Here is a 17,897-nt window from a genome sequence, read left to right on the forward strand (position 1 = left end):
TGTATGTTCGGGTGTGTCGGGGGCGGGCGCCGGGGCGCCCAGCCGTCAGTGATGCGGATGCAGCGCGTCCTTGAGGTACACGCACGTCAGGATCGTGAAGACGTAGGCCTGGATGAAGGCCACGAGGATTTCCAGACCGTACATCGCGGTGATCGCCAGGACCGAGATCGGCGAGACGGCGGCAATGGCCGCAAAGCCCGCGAAGACCTTGATCACGGCGTGGCCCGCCATCAGGTTGCCTGCAAGACGGATGGAGTGGCTGACCGGGCGCACGAAGTACGAGATCAGCTCGATCAGCGCCAGCACCGGGCGCAGCGCCAGCGGCGCGGCCGAAACCCAGAACAGCGACAGGAAGCCCACGCCGTTCTTGATGAAGCCAAGGATCGTCACGGTCAGGAACACGGCCAGCGCCAGGACCACCGTCACGGCAAAGTGCGACGTGGTGGTGAACGACATCGGGATCAGCCCGAGGAAGTTGGCGAAGACGATGAACAGGAACAGCGTCATGATGTAGGGGAAGTACTTCAGGCCGTCCTTGCCGGTCACGTCCTCGACCATCTTGTAGACAAAGCCGTAGGCCAGTTCGGCGACCGACTGGGAGCGCGACGGCACGATGGCCCGGCGCGAGGTGCCCACGACCATCAGCAGCACGATGGCGACGATCGACAGGAACAGCCAGAGCGTCACGTTGGTGATGGTGAACATGCCGACATCGCCATGGCCGAACAGCGGCTTCACGATGAACTGGTCCATCGGGTGGAAGACGAGGCTGCTGCCCTCGGCTGCGCCGTGGGCTGCCTCGGCTGCCTGTTCTGCACCTTGCGTTTCAGCTGCCATCTCTGTTCCCCTCGTTCGCACCCGACCGGGCGCCCTTGTCTGCTTCGGGCGCGTCCGCCCCGTTGTGTCCCGGCGTGACCGCCATCTGTGTCGCCTGCACCTCGGCCGCCGTCCTCAGCATCACCTTGATGCCCGCGACGATGCCCAGGAGGGCGAAGATGACCATCAGGAAAGGCGCGGTGCCCAGCACCATGTCCAACCCGTAGCCAAGGCCGAACCCGATCCCGAGTCCCGCCACCATTTCCGTCACCATCCGCCAGGCGATGTTGGCCTGGCTGTAGTGTTCTTCCTGATGTTTCTTCTCGAGCTTCCGCCCGGCCTTGAAGGCCGCCAGCTTCGCATCCAGGTCGTTCAGCTGCCGCTTTGGATCGGGCGCGCTCATGCTCGGGTCGGTTCCATCAGTGTCGCGCTAGGGATTAGGTGCAGGGGCGGCCTGAGTCAATGTCCGGTTAAGCCCCGGAATGCGGGCCGCAGGTATCTGAAATCATTCATAATTTCCAAAGGCAGCGCGGGACGGCACAGGATGCCGCACCTCCGTTAGCGCCCCAAGACGGCCAAAACCCATATTCAACCCATCAGTTGACAATGCGCGGAACCGGGCCTGCGCCCCGCTCCTCCGGGCATCGGGCCGCGCGATCAGCCGTCGATCCCCGGCCCTTCGTCGAACCGCCATGGCGCGCCCTCCGCGATCACCCAGTCGCGGAACTGGCGGACCGCGCGCCGCCGCGCCGCCTGCGGCTCGGTCAGGATCATGTAGGACCCGCCCCAGAGCGGCACGTCCCAGGCCCTTTGCAGATCGCCCCGCGCCACGTGAACCTCCGCCACCTCGGCACTGACCAGCATCACCCCCTGCCCCGCGACGGCGGCGGGCAGGGCCAGATCGGCCAGCAGACGCCACTCCGGCGGTTCCAGCCCGCCCGGATCGACCCCGGCGGCGATGAACCAGTCGCGCCACGGATCGCCGCGCCGGTCCTGCAGCCGCGGCAGCCGCAGCAGGTCCGACGGACCGGCGATCCCGGCGCAGACCTCGGGACGGGCAAAGGGATACATCGGCGCGTTGCTGACCAGAGACGCGGGCACATCCGGCACGGTGCGCACCACGGAGCGGATGGCGACATCCGCCTCGAAGCCGGTCAGGTTCGCCAGCGCATAAGAGGCAGTGATCCGCGGCTCGACACCCGGAAAGGCCGCATGGAACCGCCCCAGCCGCGGCAGAAGCCAGTGCGCCGCGATGGTCGGTTCGCAGGAAACGGTGACGACGCCCGGTGCCCGCCCGGTGAGCGTCTCGGTCGCCTCCGCCAGCACGTCGAAGGCCGGGGAGACCTGCCGGAGGTAGGCCCGCCCCTCCGGCGACAGCTCCACCCCGCGCGCCGCGTCACGGAACAGGTTGACCCCCAGCCTCAGCTCCAGCCCGCGCACGTGGCGGCTGATGGAGGAGTGGCTAACGCCCAGCTCCGCCGCGGCGGCGCTGAAGCTGCCATGCCGCCCGGCCGCCTCGAAGGCGCGCAGGGCATTCAGCGGAGGCAGGCTGCGGGGCATGGCGTCATGTGCAGTTTTTGCACAGCTTCTGTCAAGCAACTCGCGTTGATCGGACCCGCCATAAGCGGGATATTGAGGGAAACCCACGTCATTCGGACACCTAGACATGCACAAGAACCGCACAGCTCCGCTGGCGCGGGTCTGGGCCGCCTGCCGCGCGCTCACCCGCGTCCTTGCCTCTTCTTCAACTCAGGCGGATCCCGTCAACGGCCTGCCGACCGGCCTCAGCGACCATCACCTGCGCGACATCGGCCTGTCGCGTCAGCAGATCTATCTTTACCGGCAGCGGGAGGCGACACCGCCGCGCTTTTGAAATCCCGGGAAAGCATGTATCGCGGGAAACATGACCGCCCGTCTCGACGCCACCTTCGCGGCCCTCGCCGATCCGACCCGCCGCCGCATCCTCGCGATGCTGCTGGAGGACGACATGGCCGTGACGGATGTGGCCGAACCCTTCGAGATGTCGCTGGCCGCGATTTCCAAGCACCTCACCGTGCTGACCAACGCCGGGCTCATCAGCCAGGAAAAGCGGGGCCGCCTGAAGTGGTGCAAGCTGGAACCCGACGCCCTGCGCGAGGCGACGGTCTGGATGCAGGGCTTCGGCCTGTTCGAGCCGGTCAACCTCGACGCCTTCGAGCGTTTCCTGGAAATGGAACTCGCGCCCCGCGACGACATCCCCGACGGCCCGCAGAACCCCGACGCGGCCTGAACAGCGCCCGAAGGGCCCTCCCGAAAACAGGCGCAGCCCCGCCCCGATCTCGGCGGGACCGCGACGCGGGCCGGGGCGCGTCTGCCGAGGCTTTGGACGCGGGCGGAGGCGACGGGTTGAGGGGCCAGCCCCTCAAACTCCCCGAGGTATTTGCGCCAAGATGAAGGGGGAGCGCATCAGCTGCGGTGGGCGTCCTCGTCCTTCAGCAGAAGGAGCAGCGAGATCACGGTGAGCGCCACGCCGGGCAGCACCGCTGCCGCGGGCGCGCCCTGTCCGAGCGCCAGCTGCCAGAGGATCACGCAGGACGGCACGAGGTAGGTATAGGCCATGACCTTGGCCGAGGGCAGGCGCAGCGTGGCGAAGCGCATGATCAGGAAGGTCACGCCGGTCGCCATCAGCGCGGTGTAGAGGATCACCCACCAGACCACCGCCGGCAGCGCGGCCCAGTCGGTCGCCAGGATGTCCGGCGCCGCCCAGAGGCCGAGGATCAGCGCACCCGCCGTGAGGATCGCCGCGGTGAAGGCCAGCGCCGGTTCGCCGCGGTTCAGCCGGCGCAGCAGCGGCGAGTAGAGCGCGTGGCCGATGCAGCCCCAGAAGTAGACCTGCTCGCCGCGGCCGATCTCGAACCGGGCCAGCGCCGAGGGGTCGCCCCGGAAGATCACCCAGAGCGCACCCGCGCCGCCGATGGCGATGGCCAGCGCCATGCGCGCGGTGGTCGCCTGCCGCACCACCAGCCAGCCGAAGACCGCGGTCAGCGCCGGGTTGAGGGTGAAGACCGCCGCCATGCTGACCGGCTCGGCCGTCTTCAGCCCTTCGAACATCGTCACGAAGTAGAGCGCGAAAAGCCCCGCCAGCGCAAAGTAGCGCCAGGGGGCGCGGAAGACGCGGGCCTCCGCCTGCCCCGCGCCCAGCGCCAGCGCCCACATGACCGCCGCCGCCACGGCGAAGCGCACCGCGGTCAGCACCGCCGGGTCGATGTGCGGGCCGACCATCGCCCCGAACGGAAAGCTCAGGGCGACGATCATCGAGAATCCCAGCATGGCGAGGTGGCCCTTGCCGGCCTCGCCCAGCCGCCCTTCCGCCGCGCCCGTCCGGTTCAGCACTCCGTTTCTGCCCCGACAAAGGCCTTCAGGTGGGCGAGGAAGGCCTGCACCTTCGCGGTGCGGTGCAGGTCGACATGGGTCACCAGCCACAGCGGCGAGGCCCAGTCGTCCTGCGGGCCCATCACCAGTTCGAGGTCGGGGTTGTTCTTCGCCTCGCGCGTCGGCAGGAAGCCCAGCCCGGCACCCGCCAGCAGCGCCTGCTGCACCACGCGGCTGTCCTCCGACCGGAAGACCACGCGTTCGGTGTAGGGGACCTGCGCCTGCAGCCAGCGGTAGAAGGGCGCGCGGTTCTCCGGATCGTCGTGGCCGACGAAATCGTGGTTCACGAGGTCGGCTGCGCCGGAGGGGCGGCCGCGCCGGGCGATGTAGTCCTTGTGGCCGTAAAGCCCGATGGACTGGCGCGCAAAGGCCTGCACCACGTTGTCGGGCTCCTGCGGCGCGTTGCCCGCGCGCAGCGCCACATGCGCCTCGCCGTATTCCAGCCGGAACAGCCGGTCGCCCGTCAGGAAGCGGACCACCACCTCCGGGTGCGCCTCGCGGAAGGAGGTCAGCGCGGGGACCATCAGCGGCGCAAAGGCCACGAGCGAGGTCACCAGCAGCTCGCCCGACACGTCGGAGCCGCGGCCGCGGATGCGTCCTTCGAGCTGCTGGAACTGGTCGGCGGTGGTCTGTGCCACCCGCAGCAGGTCGGTGCCCGCCTCCGTGGCGGTGTAGCCGCGGGCATGGCGCTGGAACAGCTTGACGCCCAGCCGCCCCTCGAGCGCGTCGATATGGCGGATCACCGTGGCGTGGTGCACGCCCAGAACCTCGGCCGCACCGCTGACGGTGCCCAGCCGCGCCACCTGGAAGGCGGTTCTGATCTCATCCCAATTGTCCATGTCTCACCATGTGCATCTGCAAACATATTCTGTCCATTTCCTCCGATTGCGTTCACGGATGCAAGAACCAAAATGAACGGCAGAGTTCACAAACCGGATATCGAACAGGAAAACCGAATGACACATACCTTGCTGCGCATCGACGCCTCTGCCCGCCACGAGAATTCCACCACCCGGACGCTGGCCGACCGCGTGGCGGAGCGCCTGCAACCGGCAAAGACCGTCACCCGCGACCTGAGCCAGGAGGTCATCCCGCAGCTCGACGCGGGCTGGCTGCACGCCATGTCGACCCAGACCGACGCCCGCAGCCCCGAGCAGCACGACCGGCTGGCCCTGTCCGACCGGCTGATCGCCGAGGTGCAGGAGGCCGACACCCTGCTGATCGCCATGCCGATCTACAACTTCAACGTGCCCGCCAGCCTGAAGGCCTGGTTCGACATGGTCGCCCGTGCCGGCATCACCTTCCGCTACACCGAGAAGGGCCCCCAAGGCCTGCTCGAGGGCAAGCGCGTGATCCTCGTGGTCGCCACCGGCGGGACCGAGGTCGGCAGCCCCATCGACTTTGCCACCCCCTGGGTCCGCCACATGCTGAACTTCATGGGGATCACCGACATCCAGGTGGTGCGCTCGGACCTGCAGAACCTCGACGCCGAGGCCTCGAAGGCGCGCGCCGAAGCCGACCTCGCCGAACTGGCGGCCTGACCGCCGAACGGACTTGCCATGTCCTGCCCTCCGGCAGGACCCACCGGGGAGGGCGCTGCCCTCCCCGGACCCGTTCCGGGGTACGCGTCAGATGCCAGGCATCAGTGGCTCTTGCATCACATCGCAGCCCCGGAGCGCGGCGCTGCGTACGAAGGCCAAGGCCGGGGCCAAGCGATCATTCGTGCAAGATGCAGCGAACGGCAGGATCGGGCCCGAACTGTCAATATGTCGTTCCGCCATCGCCTTTCAGGACTTTGAACAACGCCATCACATGCTCTTCGGCGTAGCCGGCCTTGATTGCCTTGTCGAAAAGGGTGCCAATGTGGTTCGGAAACCCGGCATCAATGCCTACGTCCATGGCTTGCCGCTTCAATAGTTCCAGCGATGCCTGCCAAACGGACAACGTGGCCGTTCTTTGATCGTAAGTGCCGTCTCGTATCGTTCCGACATGATGCTGAATGCGTTCATTGTCAGGAAACATCGAAATGAACTTCTGCAGGTCTATTCCCTCTGCCTGGCATATGTTCGAAGCGTGCAGCATTCCCAAGAACTCGCCGAAGCGGACCGACAGCCATGCCAGGTCAAGCACGGATACGGCTGCAATGTCGTCGCCGAGATGCGCTATCTTCCCGCCCTGATGGCCCAGAAGGTCTTCAACCTGCCTGTAGCTGGCAGAGGGACCGGAAATCAGGATGTTACCGTCCTTCGTTCCCAGATACTGGGGGCCACAGTGAATGGCACCGTAGAGAAAGTCAGCGTTTCTTTCAGCCAGCCATTTCTGGTCTTCTCTTACCTGTTTGGGCAGGCTAGTGCTGAGTTGAATTATTGTTCGGCCATCGAGCAGCCGCCCGACTTGGCTGTGCCCAAAGAGGGTAAGAACTGATTTAGGATTGTCTACACAGATGATTAAGACCGGGCTCGCAACAATCGCGTCTGAAATCGTTGGAGCGACGACGACATTCTCGGGCTCCAACGCCTCTGCTTTCTTGATCGTGCGGTTCCAGACGGTTATGGAAACTCCGGCTTTCTGGTAAGCTTGGGCAAGCGCCGATCCCATCAGCCCAAGCCCGAAGATTGTGACTTCGCTCACTTCCCGATCTCCCGACCAAATGCGTGACGAGTGCTTAGACACTATGTCAAATCAGCAAGTTGACCAAGGTCCGGTTTGGGTCAGGAATGCCTGGCATCCGGGCCGGAATTGCCTGGTACGGCACCCTGGCAACATTCAGAGAGTGCGACACCAAGAGCCGGACATTCACGCCATTCGGCAGCATGTCCGCCGGGATGAAGGGAACCTACGAACCTCAGGGCGCGACGCGGCCCTGCGCGGAGGCCGGGCGCAGGAGGCCGCGGACGTCGGGCGACCGGGGGTCGAGGTCGGCGAAGTCCAGCGCCGCCTCCGCCGTGCGGAAAACGCCGATGGGATAGGGCGCGTCGGGATTGACGCGCGACCGGTAGAGGCGCGACACGCCGTAGGCCACGTCGCCCGGCGCGTAGATCGACGTCCGGGACCGGGGATCGCGGGTCTGGTAGTAGGGCCGCAGCCTTTCGGCCAGGGCACGCATCTCGACGAAGAAGTTGTCGGGAAAGCGGCAATGGGCCAGGTCCATCAGCACGTTCTGCAGACCGTCGAAGTCCGGGTGCTGCTGGTAGTCGAGGAAGGCCTCGATGTTTTCCTCGGACCGCACCAGCCCGTGGAACAGCACGAGCACGATGTTGAGATCCGGGTGAACGGTGTAGTCGACTGGCATGGCGTCAATCGCGCCTCCTCGCGGCGCCCGGGCCCCCTTGGGCCATCTGCGCGGCGGGTTTTCGGATCAGCGGCCGCGCACGCTTTCCTGAACGATTTGTTGTGGGTTCAACGATGAAAGGCCGGTGCGGGTTGCACACGTGCGGGATTTTTCCGCAGGCGGCGCCCGTTGCCCCTCCCCTCTTGCGCAGGCCTCTGAGCCCTCTCAGCCGGGTCGAAGACCTCCTGCGCGCGCCAGTTCGCCGGGTCGATCCCGAGGTGTCCCAGCGCCTCGGCCGCGTCGCGGAAGATGGTGATCGGATAGCCCGCTCCGGGCGCGGCCAGCGTCGCATAGGCCGTGGCGATACGGAACGACCGGTCGTCGGGCGCAAGAAGCGCGCTGCGGGTCGGTGCGCTGTGGGCGCGGTAATAGGGGCGGCAGAGGTCGATCAGCAGCTGCACCTCCTTCACGGAGGTCAGCCAGCCGCCGCTCAGGTCCATGGACATGCGGTACTCCGGATCGAAGTCCGGCCCCAGCGCGTATTCGATCGACACCTGGGCCAGTTCCTCCGGGTCGACCCGGCCGTCCCACGCAAAGCGCACCAGCTTGAGCTTGTCGAAAACCCGGTAACCGACCATGGTCATCCCCCTCCGGATGGGGAATGTTACCACAGATCGCCTGCCTTTCCAGAACATAGATCATTGACTCCGGGCGCGTGATGCGGCATGGACCAGCCACTTCCGGAAGTCCGCAGAGTCTTCCGGTCCCATGGGCATGGCCCGGGATCGACCTCCGTCAGCGCGTTGCGCCCACGGGGGCATTTCCGCATTGCCCCATGGCACAGGCGCCCCTGGCGCCACGGAAGACGGCGCCCCCGGCGCCATGGAACTCACCGGCGCCCCGGCGCCACAGGATTTGCGAAGCCGGTCGCCGCCCCCTACCTCTCAGGCGACCACCAGAGACATAGAGAAAGGCCAAGGGCCCATGTTCGAAAATCTCTCCGAACGCCTCGGCGGCGTCTTCGACCGGCTGACCAAGCAGGGCGCGCTCTCCGAGGACGATGTGAAGACCGCCCTGCGCGAGGTGCGCGTCGCCCTGCTCGAGGCGGACGTGTCGCTGCCCGTGGCGCGCCAGTTCGTCAAGGCGGTAGAGAAGAAGGCCACCGGCGCCTCCGTCACCAAGTCGGTGACCCCCGGCCAGCAGGTCGTCAAGATCGTCCACGACGAGCTGATCGCCACGCTGGCGGGCGAAGGCGAACCCGGCAAGCTGAAGATCGACAACCCGCCCGCGCCGATCCTGATGGTCGGCCTGCAGGGCGGCGGCAAGACGACGACCACCGCCAAGCTGGCAAAACGCCTGAAGGAGCGCGACGGCAAGAAGGTCCTGATGGCCTCGCTCGACGTGAACCGCCCCGCCGCGATGGAACAGCTCGCCATCCTCGGCACCCAGATCGGCGTCGACACCCTGCCCATCGTCAAGGGCGAGGACCCGGTCGCCATCGCGAAGCGTGCCAAGACGCAGGCAGGCCTCGGCGGCTACGATGTCTACCTGCTCGACACCGCAGGCCGCCTGTCCATCGACGAAGAGCTTATGGCGCAGGTGGAAGCGGTCCGCGACGTCGCCAACCCGCGCGAGACGCTTCTGGTGGTCGACGGCCTGACCGGCCAGGACGCCGTGCACACCGCTGAAAACTTCGACAACCGTGTCGGCATCACCGGCGTCGTCCTCACCCGGATGGACGGCGACGGCCGCGGCGGTGCGGCGCTCTCGATGCGCGCGATCACCGGCAAGCCGATCAAGTTCGTCGGCCTCGGCGAAAAGATGGACGCCCTCGAAACCTTCGAGCCCGAGCGCATCGCGGGCCGCATCCTCGGCATGGGCGACATCGTCGCGCTGGTCGAGAAGGCGCAGCAGACGCTGGAGGCCGAGCAGGCCGAGCGCATGATGAAGCGCTTCCAGAAGGGTCAGTTCAACATGAACGACCTGCGGATGCAGCTCGAGCAGATGATCAAGATGGGCGGCGTCGCCGGCATGATGGAAATGATGCCGGGCATGGGCAAGATGGCCAAGCAGGTCGACAGCGCCGACATGGACGACAAGATGATCAAGCGCCAGATCGCCCTGATCAACTCCATGACCAAGATGGAGCGCGCCAACCCCCAGATCCTTCAGGCCTCGCGCAAGAAGCGGATCGCGGCGGGCGCCGGCATGGAGGTCTCGGACCTCAACAAGCTGCTGAAGATGCAGCGCCAGATGTCCGACATGATGAAGAAGATGGGCAAGATGGGCAAAGGCGGAATGCTGAAGCAGGCCATGCGCGGCATGTTCGGCAAGGGCGGCATGCCGCCGGGCATGGACCCCTCGCAGATGGACCCGAAGGCGCTGGAAGCGGCGGCCAAGCAGATGAGCGCCCGCGGCGGCATGCCCGGCCTGCCCGGTGCGGGCGGCGGCAGCGCCCTGCCCCCGGGCCTCTCCGGCTTCGGCAAGAAGAAGTAACCCTCCCGAAAGGACAGCCCCCGCGCTTCGCGCCGCCCGGACCAGATCCGGACCAGAAGCACACCGCCTGACACCGCCATGCCCGCACCCACGCTGCATACCCCGCGCCTGACGCTGCGCCAGCACGCCCTGGCCGACCTCGAACCGCTTTACGCGGCGCTGGGGAGCGAGCACGCGCGCTACATGGGCGGGCCGTTCTCGCGGCGCGACGCGTGGTACATCCTCGGCGCCGAGGCCGGAAGCTGGGACATCCTCGGCCACGGGTCCTGGGGCGTGGAGACGCGCGACGGCATCTTCGTCGGGCAGGTCGGCATCAACCGCCCGCCGCACTACCCGGAGGCAGAGATCGGCTGGACCCTCCTGCCGGAGGCCGAGGGCAAGGGCTATGCCACGGAGGCCACGACCGCCGCGCTGCACTGGGCCTGGGAAAACGGGTTTCAGACTCTGGTCTCCTACATCACGCCGGGCAACGACCGCTCCATCGCGCTGGCCGAACGGCTGGGTGCGGTCCCCGACCCGGACGCCCCCCTGCCCGAGGGCGAGACGCCCGAGGAAACCGTGGTCTACCGCCATGCGCCCGACACCGACGGCGCGCCGGAGGCCTACGCATGAGCCTGACCCGCGCGCCCCGCCTCGAAACCGACCGCCTGATCCTGCGCAGCCCGGAAACCGCCGACGCAGAGGCCTACATCGCCTTCCTCACCGACCGCCCCCGCGCGGACGGCTTCGGCGCCTATGACAACCGCGGCGACGCGTGGCGCTGGTTCGCGCTGAACGTCGGTCACTGGCACATCCACGGCTACGGCTACTTCACGCTGGAGCTGAAGGACACCGGCGCGGTCGCGGGCATCTGCGGCATCTGGAATCCCGAAGGCTGGCCGGAACCGGAAATCGGCTGGGCGCTCTTTGCCGGGCACGAAGGCAAGGGGCTCGCGGTGGAGGCCGCGCTCCGCGCCCGCCGCTGGGCCTACGAGGACCTCGGCCTTCCGGCCCTGACCTCCAACATCGTTCCGGGCAATGCCCGTTCCGCTGCCCTGGCAGAACGCCTGGGCGCCGTGCTCGAACGCACATACGACAACGTCTACATGGGCCAGGAAGAACTCTGGCGCCATCCCGCACCTAAGGATGTCCTGCCATGATGGCCTCGTATTCCCTCAGCACCAACCGTCTCGTCCTCCGCACCCCGCGCGAGGAGGATTTCGAACATTGCGCCGCCTTCATGTCCTCCGAACGGTCGAAGTTCACCGGCGGCCCGACCGCCGACCGCTTCGACATCTGGCGCGGGTTCCTCGGCTCCATCGGTCACTGGGGCCTGCGCGGCTACGGCTTCTTCACCGTGCTGCACGACGACCAGCCGGTGGGCCGCGTCGGGCTGGTCAACCACATCATGTGGGACGAGCCGGAGCTGGGCTGGCACCTCTTCGAAGGGCACGAGGGCAAGGGCTTTGCCACCGAAGCCGCCGAGGCCGTGCGCCTCTGGGCCGCGGAAACCCACGGGCTGAACCACCTGATCTCCTACATCCACCCGGAAAACGCCGCGTCGCGCCGCGTGGCCGAGCGGATGGGCGCCACCCACGAACGCGACACCACGCTTCTGGGGCAGAACGCGCAGGTCTGGCGGCACAGGAAGATCGTGCCATGACACCCCGTGATCTCAACGCGAAGGCACCGTGCGAAAAGCACCGCCCCGGACCGGCCGCGCGCGCCGCGGCCCGGATGGGCGGCCGCGTGCCGGTCCTGGACACCAAAAGGCTGCAACTGCGCGGCCCGCGTGTCTACGACTTCGACGCCTACGCCGAGATCATGACCTCCGACCGCGCCATCTTCATGGACGGGCCCTACACCCGCGAAGAGGCCTGGGGCGATTTCACCAACTACGTCGCCTGCTGGATGCTGCACGGCCACGGTCTGTGGACCATCGACGCCGCAACCCAGCCGACCGCGGGCTTCGTGCTGCTGGGCTACGAATGGGAAGACCCGGAGCCGGAGCTGGGCATCTTCCTGACCGCCGCCGCCGAGGGTCAGGGTTTTGCGCTCGAGGCGCTCGAAGCGGCCCGCGACCATGCCTTCAACGACCTGAAGTGGGACAGCGTCGCCTCTTTCGTCGCCTCCGACAACGACCGGGCCAACCGCCTGATGAAGCGCTCCGGCGCCCGCCGCGATCCGGTGGTCGAGGCGCAGATCAGCGAAACCGACCTGCACGTCTGGCGCCACCAGAAGGAGGCCGTGTGATGCCCGGCCAGACCATTCCCGTGCTGGAGACGAAGCGCCTGCGCCTCTGCGCGCCCGAAGCGCAGGACTACCCGGACTTCAAGGCGACCTTCGCCTCCTACCGCTCGCGCTTCATGGGCGGGCCGCTCAACGCGTACGAGGCATGGATGCTTTACGCCGCCGAGATCGGCCACTGGGAAATCCGCGGCTACGGCATGTGGATGATCCACCTGAAGGACACCGGCGAAACCGTCGGCATGGCCGGCGGCTGGTTCCCCGCGAAATGGCCCGAGCGCGAGATCGCCTGGATCATCTGGCCCGACCGCTCCGGCAAGGGTTTTGCGCTGGAGGCGACCGACCGCGTCCGCCGCCACTTCTACCACGACCTTGGGTGGGAGACCGCCGTCTCCTACATCGACCCCAAGAACCTCGATTCCATCCGCCTTGCCGAACGGCTGGGCTGCTGGAAGGACCGCGAGGCCGCCACCATCGACGGCTCCGACGCGGTCTACCGCCACCCGACCCTGGACCAGCTCAAGGGCCAGACCGGACACGGCATCGCGATGGAAATCGCGCACTACCAGGACCCGCTCTTCAAACCGAAAGGCTTCGCCATTGACTGACGTTCAGGACGATACACAGCGCGCAGCGATGCTGCTGAAAGGCCACCGCGAGTCGATCGACCGGCTCGACGCGATCCTCGTCTACACGCTGGCCGAGCGGTTCAAGCACACCCAGGCCGTGGGCGTCCTCAAGGCGCAGCACGACCTTCCGCCCTCCGACCCCGCGCGCGAGGAAAAGCAGATCGCGCGGCTCGAAGACCTCGCAGTCCAGGCCGACCTCGACCCGGATTTCGCCAAGAAATTCCTGAATTTCATCATTCAGGAGGTGATCCGTCACCACAAGGAACACCAGAACTGAGGCCACAAGACACGGCCTTCAATCGCCATTCAGATCAAGGAGAAACAAAATGGCAGTCAAGATTCGTCTCGCCCGCGGCGGTTCCAAGAAGCGTCCCTTCTACCGCATCGTCGCCGCCGACTCGCGCATGCCGCGCGACGGCCGCTTCATCGAGAAGCTGGGCACCTACAACCCGCTCCTGCCGAAGGATTCGGAAGAGCGCGTGAAAATGGACCTGGAGCGCATCCAGTACTGGATGTCCCACGGCGCCCAGCCGACCGACCGCGTGTCGCGCTTCCTCGAAGCCGCAGGCGTGATCGAGAAGAAAGAGCGCGCCAACCTCAAGAAGGGCGAGCCGGGCAAGAAAGCCCAGGATCGCGCCGAAGAGCGTGCCGCCAAGGCAGCCGCCGCCGAAGAAGCGACCGCCGAGGAATAATCGGCCCGCATCTGCGGCACGGTCCCCGGACCTTGTCAGAAGCCCCCGCCCCACCGGCGGGGGCTTTTTCATGTCCGGGTTCATGTGCGGGGCACACCGGACCCCGCGGCCCGAAGCGCCTCAGCGCCGGATCGACCAGGTCAGCGCAACCTCGTGGCCCGAAGCCTCCAGCATCCCGCGCTTCGACGTCCAGCCCGCCGGGCAGATCACCATCCCGGCCCGCGCGCCCCGCGCCGCCAATGCCGCCTCGGCGGCCTGCAACAGGCGCAGCGCCTCGCCCGCGACACCCTCCGCGCCGATCGCCGCGAATGCCTCGTGGAAATAGTCGTCGATCATGCCGATGCCCTTCGGATCGTGCGCGGCGGGCAGGTGCAGCGGGGTGGCGGGATGCGCGATGGCATAGCCCGACACCCGGCCCCCGGCCTCCGTCACCAGCATGTCGCGGTCCGTCAGCGTCAGGCTCTTGCGCATCCACGATTCGAACCGCGCATCCGCCTCCGGGTGCGGCTCCCAGAACGGATCGACGGCGTAGAGGCATTCCCGGTTCACCGCGCTCTGCGCCACAAGGCCGGGAATGTCCTCTGCCCCGGCCAGCCGCACGGCACCCTCCGCCGCATCCATCCGCGCGCCGTAATACAGCGTCAGCGGCTCGTAGCCCGCCCCTTCCAGCGCCGCAGTCCAGGCACAGGGCAGCACGAACGAGGCCAGCAGCACCCTGGCCCCCGCCTCCCGCAGGTCGGCCTCCGCCGCTTCCAGCAGCGCCTCCGCCGTGCCCTCCGGGGCGTCCGGCGCCACGGCGCAATCCTCCATCAGAAGGCCGGGCATCCCGTCCTCCCCGGCATAGATCGGCGGCACCGGCAGCAGGATGGAATGCGCGACACCCGTGATGCGCCCCTCTTCCTCTGCCACGGTCCAGCCATGCCGGATCGGCGTCCCGCCCTGTGTCGCACCCTCGATGAAGCTGGCGACGGCCGTTCCCGCATCGGGCTTCAGCGCCCACAGCGCGGGGTCACAGGCCTGCCGCGCAGCCGCATCCTGCAACAGCAGCCCGGTGACGGACCCCACATCTTCGGGCGAAAACGGACGAACGACGGTCATGACGGGCACTCCTGCATTGAAACGCCACAAGCTAAGCCCGTTTTCCGCGCCTCTGCCAGCGGATGGACCGCCCCCGGCGGCTTCCCGCACACCCTGTGTCCGTCCCCTCTGGCCCCCGCCCGCGCGCCGTGGCACATGCTGCGCCATGTTCGGACTGATCCGCCTCCCCATCCTGTTGCTCATCGCCTTCGTTGCGGGCATCTTCTACGAACGCGCGCAGCAGGAAGAGTCCTGCGCGGCGATGGGCGGCAACTGGATGCGTGCGGGGCTTTGCGCCCTGCCATGAGGACGACGGACATGGACCAGACGATCTGCGTCGGCGCCATCGCGGGTGCCTTCGGTGTGCAGGGCGAGGCGCGCCTGAAAAGCTTCACCGCCGATCCCCGCGCCATCGAGGACTACGCCCCCCTCACCACCGAGGACGGGCGCAGCTTCGACCTTCAGATCACGCGCGAGATCGCCAACGGCTTTGCCGCCCGGCTCACCGGCGTCCGCACCAAGGAAGAGGCCGACGCGCTCAAGGGTGTCCGCCTCTACGCCCCGCGCGACCGGCTGCCCTCGCTCCCCGACGACGAATTCTACCACACCGACCTGATCGGCCTGTCGGTCTTCGACACCGGCGGGGTGGAACTGGGCAAGGTGAAGGCCGTCCTGAACCACGGCGCCACCGACCTGCTGGAGCTGCACACCGCAGGCAAGAGCGGCACGGTCCTGCTGCCGTTTACCCGCGCCTGCGTGCCCACCGTCGACCTGACGGCCGGCCGAATTGTCGCCGATCCGCCCGAGGGATTGCTCGACTGAGCGATTCTCCGGGCTGCGGTGACGGGGCCGAAATAAGGCAGCCGCCTTGCTTTCGCCACATTTTCTGTTTCAGTCCCGCACACAAAAGCTGCTAAAATGAGTGATCGCGCTACGTTCAGCGTCAATCAACTTAATTTACACCCTGCGTCACCCACTTCTTGCCACAGTTGTCGTCCATTTTTGGCCTCAATGGGGACGTATTTGATGGATCGTCGTTTTGATTAGCCAGAAGTTCAGAATGATCTTCTCCGGACTTGCCGCCGCGCCCGTATTGACGGTCGCACTGGCGTCGCTCCATGGGGACATGCGCGCCTTCCTGAGCGGGTCGGTGGCCATGACCGGCGTCGCCTCCGTCGCCGCGACGATCCGCTGGCGTCCATTGCGCCCCGGTCGCCGCAATTTCATCTCCCTCGGCAATCCCGGCCCGCTGCGCAGCACGCCGCGCGACCTGCCCTCTCCCAACCGCCAGCGCGAGGTCCTTGCCCGCGCGCTCTCGCCCGCAGAGGACGGCCCCGTCGACGACCGCCCCGTCTCCCGCGAAGAGGCGGTCTCGTGGATCCTGCACCGCTCGCTCTCCGCCTGGCACAGCGGCCACACGGACTCCGCGCTCACCGACCTGCCCGCGCCGCGCCTGCTGACGCTGTACCTGCTGGCGCGCCTGCTGACCTCCTCCCCGGGCGAGGCCGGCGAGATCGCGCAGCACTTCCGCCGTCCCGACGCGGTCCTCTCCATGCGAGACGAGGTCGACAACCTTGCCCGCATCCGCGCCGAGTGGGACCGCGACCAGCGCATCTGGATGGCGACCCACTGGCTCTGGACCCGCCAGGCGCAGGACACCCCGTCCGCCTCCCTCGCCGAGGCGCTGGAACAGCTTGGACCGCCCGACATCGACCTCTGGCACCGGGTGGTGACCGAACACGACCCGGACAATCCCGACCAGGCCACCGCCGCCTTCTGGTGCCTCAGGCAGCCCGCCTGCGACCGCGCCACCGTCGCCGCCTACCTCGCCCGCATCGTCCTCGACGGGCGGCTGGTCGCGGCCGCGCGCAGGGGCGACACGCAGGTCCTGACCGAAGTCCGCGGCACCATCGACCGCTGGAACGCCGGCGTCTACAAGACCGGCGACCTCGGCATCGACCCGCCGCAGACAGTGACCGACGCGGCCCCAAGGCTCCCCGACACCCTGCGCGACCTCGAACAGGCCACGGGCGACCGCTGGCCCGCGCCCGCCGGGGCCTTCACCCGCCGCGACGGCCGCCCGCCCCGGCCGCGCCCCGCATGGGACCTCGCGACCGGACAGCTCACCAGCGAACCGCAACGCGAAGACTACCTCGACGCCCCCGCCGCGCTCCTTCCGGTGCAAAACCCGTTCTGAGCGCTTGCCGCCCGCCGGTGGAACGGGATAAAGCCCGGCCATGTCCGACGCTCCCCGTTCCCATGGCCGCAAGACCATCCGCCCCAGCCTGAAGCCGCGCGACCTCATGACCGAGGCGCCCGCCCTGGCCCGCGCATGGCACGCGCAGGTCATCACGCTCTTCCCCGAGGCCTTCCCCGGCATCCTCGGGCTGTCGCTGACCGGCAAGGCGCTGCAGCAGGAACTCTGGCAGCTCCAGACCGTCCCGCTCCGCGCCTTCGGCGAGGGCAAGCACCGCAACGTCGACGACACGCCCGCGGGCGGCGGCGCCGGCATGGTGCTGCGTCCCGACGTGATGGGCGCCGCCATCGAACACGCCCGCAGCCAGCAGCACCCCGGCGCGCCGCTGATCTACCTCAGCCCGCGCGGCAAGCCCTTTACCCAGGCGATGGCCCGCGACATGGCGCAGCGGCCCGGCGTCACCCTGATCTGCGGACGGTTCGAGGGGCTCGACCAGCGGGTGATCGACCACTACCGCATCGCCGAGGTCTCGATCGGCGACTACGTCCTCACCGGCGGCGAACTGGCCGCGCAGGTCATGCTGGACGCCGCCGTGCGCCTGCTGCCCGGCGTCCTCGGCAACGCCGACTCGACGGAGGAAGAGAGCTTCTCCGACGGCCTCCTGGAGCATCCGCAGTACACCCGCCCCGCCGAATGGCAGGGCCGGACGATCCCCGACGTGCTCCTCTCCGGCCACCACGGAGAGATCGCGAAATGGCGCCGCCAGCAGTCCGAAGACCTCACCCGCGCCCGCCGCCCCGACCTCTGGAACGCCCTCAAGGCCCGCAAGGACGTCCCCTGAAGCGCCGCGAAGGGCCCCCTTGATCCCAGTGCCGGACAAGGATTTTCGCCCATGCGCCCGATCCGCCTTCTCACGCCCCTACCGCTTGGGAGCACACAGTCGAATGCCGCTTCACCATGATCGCCCCGAAGGCACTGACGCGGACCGGTTCCGAAATCGGTCATGAGCCGTCATTCACCGAGGTCAAGCCTTGATGCAACGCCGCTTTCGCAAACCGGCCATAGGTGGCATCGTGCACCAT

At 67.6% G+C, this 17,897-nt stretch carries 24 protein-coding genes; 15 read left to right on the forward strand and 9 right to left on the reverse strand.

Annotated features, from left to right (window positions below):
* Positions 1-45: 45 nt before the first annotated feature.
* The 3 genes from ACU0DV_RS12530 to ACU0DV_RS12540 all read right to left on the reverse strand — a co-directional run bounded on the left by ACU0DV_RS12530 (position 46) and on the right by ACU0DV_RS12540 (position 2,376).
* Positions 46-837: a F0F1 ATP synthase subunit A gene (locus ACU0DV_RS12530; protein WP_100928414.1), complete on the reverse strand. Its 792-nt coding sequence runs from the start codon at positions 835-837 to the stop codon at positions 46-48.
* A complete protein-coding gene (locus ACU0DV_RS12535; protein WP_283981464.1) occupies positions 827-1,219 on the reverse strand; it encodes an AtpZ/AtpI family protein in 393 nt (130 codons plus the stop codon). Before ACU0DV_RS12535 ends, ACU0DV_RS12530 begins: the two co-directional genes overlap by 11 nt.
* Before the next feature lie 254 nt (positions 1,220-1,473).
* A complete protein-coding gene (locus tag ACU0DV_RS12540) occupies positions 1,474-2,376 on the reverse strand; it encodes a LysR substrate-binding domain-containing protein (RefSeq protein ID WP_446241526.1) in 903 nt (300 codons plus the stop codon).
* Positions 2,377-2,482: 106 nt separating this feature from the next.
* Between ACU0DV_RS12540 and ACU0DV_RS12545 the strand changes: the two genes are divergently transcribed.
* Together ACU0DV_RS12545 and ACU0DV_RS12550 are read left to right on the forward strand one after the other, a co-directional pair.
* Positions 2,483-2,689, forward strand: a complete 207-nt coding sequence (locus tag ACU0DV_RS12545; RefSeq protein ID WP_446241527.1) for a DUF1127 domain-containing protein — start codon at positions 2,483-2,485, stop codon at positions 2,687-2,689.
* A gap of 30 nt (positions 2,690-2,719) precedes the next feature.
* Entirely contained in the window at positions 2,720-3,085 is a 366-nt protein-coding gene (locus ACU0DV_RS12550; protein WP_283981467.1) for an ArsR/SmtB family transcription factor, read from the forward strand.
* A 176-nt stretch (positions 3,086-3,261) separates the two neighbouring features.
* Here ACU0DV_RS12550 and ACU0DV_RS12555 read toward each other — a convergent pair whose 3' ends face one another.
* Together ACU0DV_RS12555 and ACU0DV_RS12560 are read right to left on the reverse strand one after the other, a co-directional pair.
* Complete coding sequence (locus ACU0DV_RS12555) at positions 3,262-4,185, reverse strand: DMT family transporter (protein WP_446241681.1); 924 nt, start codon at positions 4,183-4,185, stop codon at positions 3,262-3,264.
* Positions 4,182-5,066: a LysR family transcriptional regulator gene (locus tag ACU0DV_RS12560; protein WP_370313739.1), complete on the reverse strand. Its 885-nt coding sequence runs from the start codon at positions 5,064-5,066 to the stop codon at positions 4,182-4,184. The genes ACU0DV_RS12555 and ACU0DV_RS12560 overlap by 4 nt, the downstream gene beginning before the upstream one ends.
* Before the next feature lie 117 nt (positions 5,067-5,183).
* On the opposite strand from ACU0DV_RS12560, the gene ACU0DV_RS12565 reads away from it, so the two are divergent.
* A complete protein-coding gene (locus tag ACU0DV_RS12565) occupies positions 5,184-5,768 on the forward strand; it encodes an FMN-dependent NADH-azoreductase (RefSeq protein ID WP_100928420.1) in 585 nt (194 codons plus the stop codon).
* 220 nt (positions 5,769-5,988) lie between these two features.
* Here the strand turns inward: ACU0DV_RS12565 and ACU0DV_RS12570 are convergent, their stop codons facing one another.
* The 3 genes from ACU0DV_RS12570 to ACU0DV_RS12580 all read right to left on the reverse strand — a co-directional run bounded on the left by ACU0DV_RS12570 (position 5,989) and on the right by ACU0DV_RS12580 (position 8,142).
* The gene (locus ACU0DV_RS12570; protein ID WP_446241528.1) at positions 5,989-6,858 is read right to left on the reverse strand and encodes an NAD(P)-dependent oxidoreductase; all 870 of its coding nucleotides are present in this window, start codon (positions 6,856-6,858) and stop codon (positions 5,989-5,991) included.
* Between the two features lie 214 nt (positions 6,859-7,072).
* Positions 7,073-7,519, reverse strand: coding sequence for a hypothetical protein (locus ACU0DV_RS12575; protein WP_370313741.1), 447 nt, complete (start codon positions 7,517-7,519; stop codon positions 7,073-7,075).
* A 107-nt stretch (positions 7,520-7,626) separates the two neighbouring features.
* Positions 7,627-8,142: a hypothetical protein gene (locus tag ACU0DV_RS12580; protein WP_446241529.1), complete on the reverse strand. Its 516-nt coding sequence runs from the start codon at positions 8,140-8,142 to the stop codon at positions 7,627-7,629.
* A 340-nt stretch (positions 8,143-8,482) separates the two neighbouring features.
* Here ACU0DV_RS12580 and ffh point away from each other — a divergent pair, with 340 nt between their 5' ends.
* The 8 genes from ffh to rpsP all read left to right on the forward strand — a co-directional run bounded on the left by ffh (position 8,483) and on the right by rpsP (position 13,541).
* The gene (ffh, locus tag ACU0DV_RS12585; RefSeq protein ID WP_283981473.1) at positions 8,483-9,994 is read left to right on the forward strand and encodes a signal recognition particle protein; all 1,512 of its coding nucleotides are present in this window, start codon (positions 8,483-8,485) and stop codon (positions 9,992-9,994) included.
* A 78-nt stretch (positions 9,995-10,072) separates the two neighbouring features.
* Positions 10,073-10,606 (forward strand): GNAT family N-acetyltransferase, encoded by a 534-nt coding sequence (locus ACU0DV_RS12590; RefSeq protein ID WP_446241530.1) that lies wholly within the window; start codon positions 10,073-10,075, stop codon positions 10,604-10,606.
* Positions 10,603-11,133 carry a GNAT family N-acetyltransferase gene (locus ACU0DV_RS12595; protein WP_283981474.1) on the forward strand — a complete coding sequence of 177 codons (531 nt, stop codon included), beginning with the start codon at positions 10,603-10,605 and terminating at the stop codon, positions 11,131-11,133. The genes ACU0DV_RS12590 and ACU0DV_RS12595 overlap by 4 nt, the downstream gene beginning before the upstream one ends.
* Positions 11,130-11,636: a GNAT family N-acetyltransferase gene (locus tag ACU0DV_RS12600; RefSeq protein WP_446269782.1), complete on the forward strand. Its 507-nt coding sequence runs from the start codon at positions 11,130-11,132 to the stop codon at positions 11,634-11,636. The genes ACU0DV_RS12595 and ACU0DV_RS12600 overlap by 4 nt, the downstream gene beginning before the upstream one ends.
* Positions 11,633-12,226 carry a GNAT family N-acetyltransferase gene (locus ACU0DV_RS12605; protein ID WP_100928427.1) on the forward strand — a complete coding sequence of 198 codons (594 nt, stop codon included), beginning with the start codon at positions 11,633-11,635 and terminating at the stop codon, positions 12,224-12,226. Before ACU0DV_RS12600 ends, ACU0DV_RS12605 begins: the two co-directional genes overlap by 4 nt.
* A complete protein-coding gene (locus ACU0DV_RS12610) occupies positions 12,226-12,828 on the forward strand; it encodes a GNAT family N-acetyltransferase (protein ID WP_100928428.1) in 603 nt (200 codons plus the stop codon). The genes ACU0DV_RS12605 and ACU0DV_RS12610 overlap by 1 nt, the downstream gene beginning before the upstream one ends.
* Positions 12,821-13,126 (forward strand): chorismate mutase, encoded by a 306-nt coding sequence (locus ACU0DV_RS12615; protein WP_100928429.1) that lies wholly within the window; start codon positions 12,821-12,823, stop codon positions 13,124-13,126. Before ACU0DV_RS12610 ends, ACU0DV_RS12615 begins: the two co-directional genes overlap by 8 nt.
* A 49-nt stretch (positions 13,127-13,175) precedes the next feature.
* A complete protein-coding gene (gene rpsP, locus ACU0DV_RS12620; protein WP_100928430.1) occupies positions 13,176-13,541 on the forward strand; it encodes a 30S ribosomal protein S16 in 366 nt (121 codons plus the stop codon).
* A gap of 120 nt (positions 13,542-13,661) precedes the next feature.
* Here rpsP and ACU0DV_RS12625 read toward each other — a convergent pair whose 3' ends face one another.
* Positions 13,662-14,639, reverse strand: a complete 978-nt coding sequence (locus tag ACU0DV_RS12625; RefSeq protein ID WP_446241532.1) for a hypothetical protein — start codon at positions 14,637-14,639, stop codon at positions 13,662-13,664.
* Between the two features lie 145 nt (positions 14,640-14,784).
* Between ACU0DV_RS12625 and ACU0DV_RS12630 the strand changes: the two genes are divergently transcribed.
* The 4 genes from ACU0DV_RS12630 to trmD all read left to right on the forward strand — a co-directional run bounded on the left by ACU0DV_RS12630 (position 14,785) and on the right by trmD (position 17,656).
* The gene (locus ACU0DV_RS12630; RefSeq protein ID WP_198521849.1) at positions 14,785-14,925 is read left to right on the forward strand and encodes a hypothetical protein; all 141 of its coding nucleotides are present in this window, start codon (positions 14,785-14,787) and stop codon (positions 14,923-14,925) included.
* An 11-nt stretch (positions 14,926-14,936) separates the two neighbouring features.
* Positions 14,937-15,440 carry a ribosome maturation factor RimM gene (gene rimM, locus ACU0DV_RS12635; RefSeq protein WP_446241533.1) on the forward strand — a complete coding sequence of 168 codons (504 nt, stop codon included), beginning with the start codon at positions 14,937-14,939 and terminating at the stop codon, positions 15,438-15,440.
* Between the two features lie 238 nt (positions 15,441-15,678).
* A complete protein-coding gene (locus ACU0DV_RS12640) occupies positions 15,679-16,815 on the forward strand; it encodes a hypothetical protein (RefSeq protein ID WP_446241534.1) in 1,137 nt (378 codons plus the stop codon).
* A 40-nt stretch (positions 16,816-16,855) separates the two neighbouring features.
* Positions 16,856-17,656 carry a tRNA (guanosine(37)-N1)-methyltransferase TrmD gene (gene trmD, locus ACU0DV_RS12645; protein WP_100928435.1) on the forward strand — a complete coding sequence of 267 codons (801 nt, stop codon included), beginning with the start codon at positions 16,856-16,858 and terminating at the stop codon, positions 17,654-17,656.
* Positions 17,657-17,897: the final 241 nt, after the last annotated feature.

The organism is Sagittula sp. (assembly GCF_052825245.1).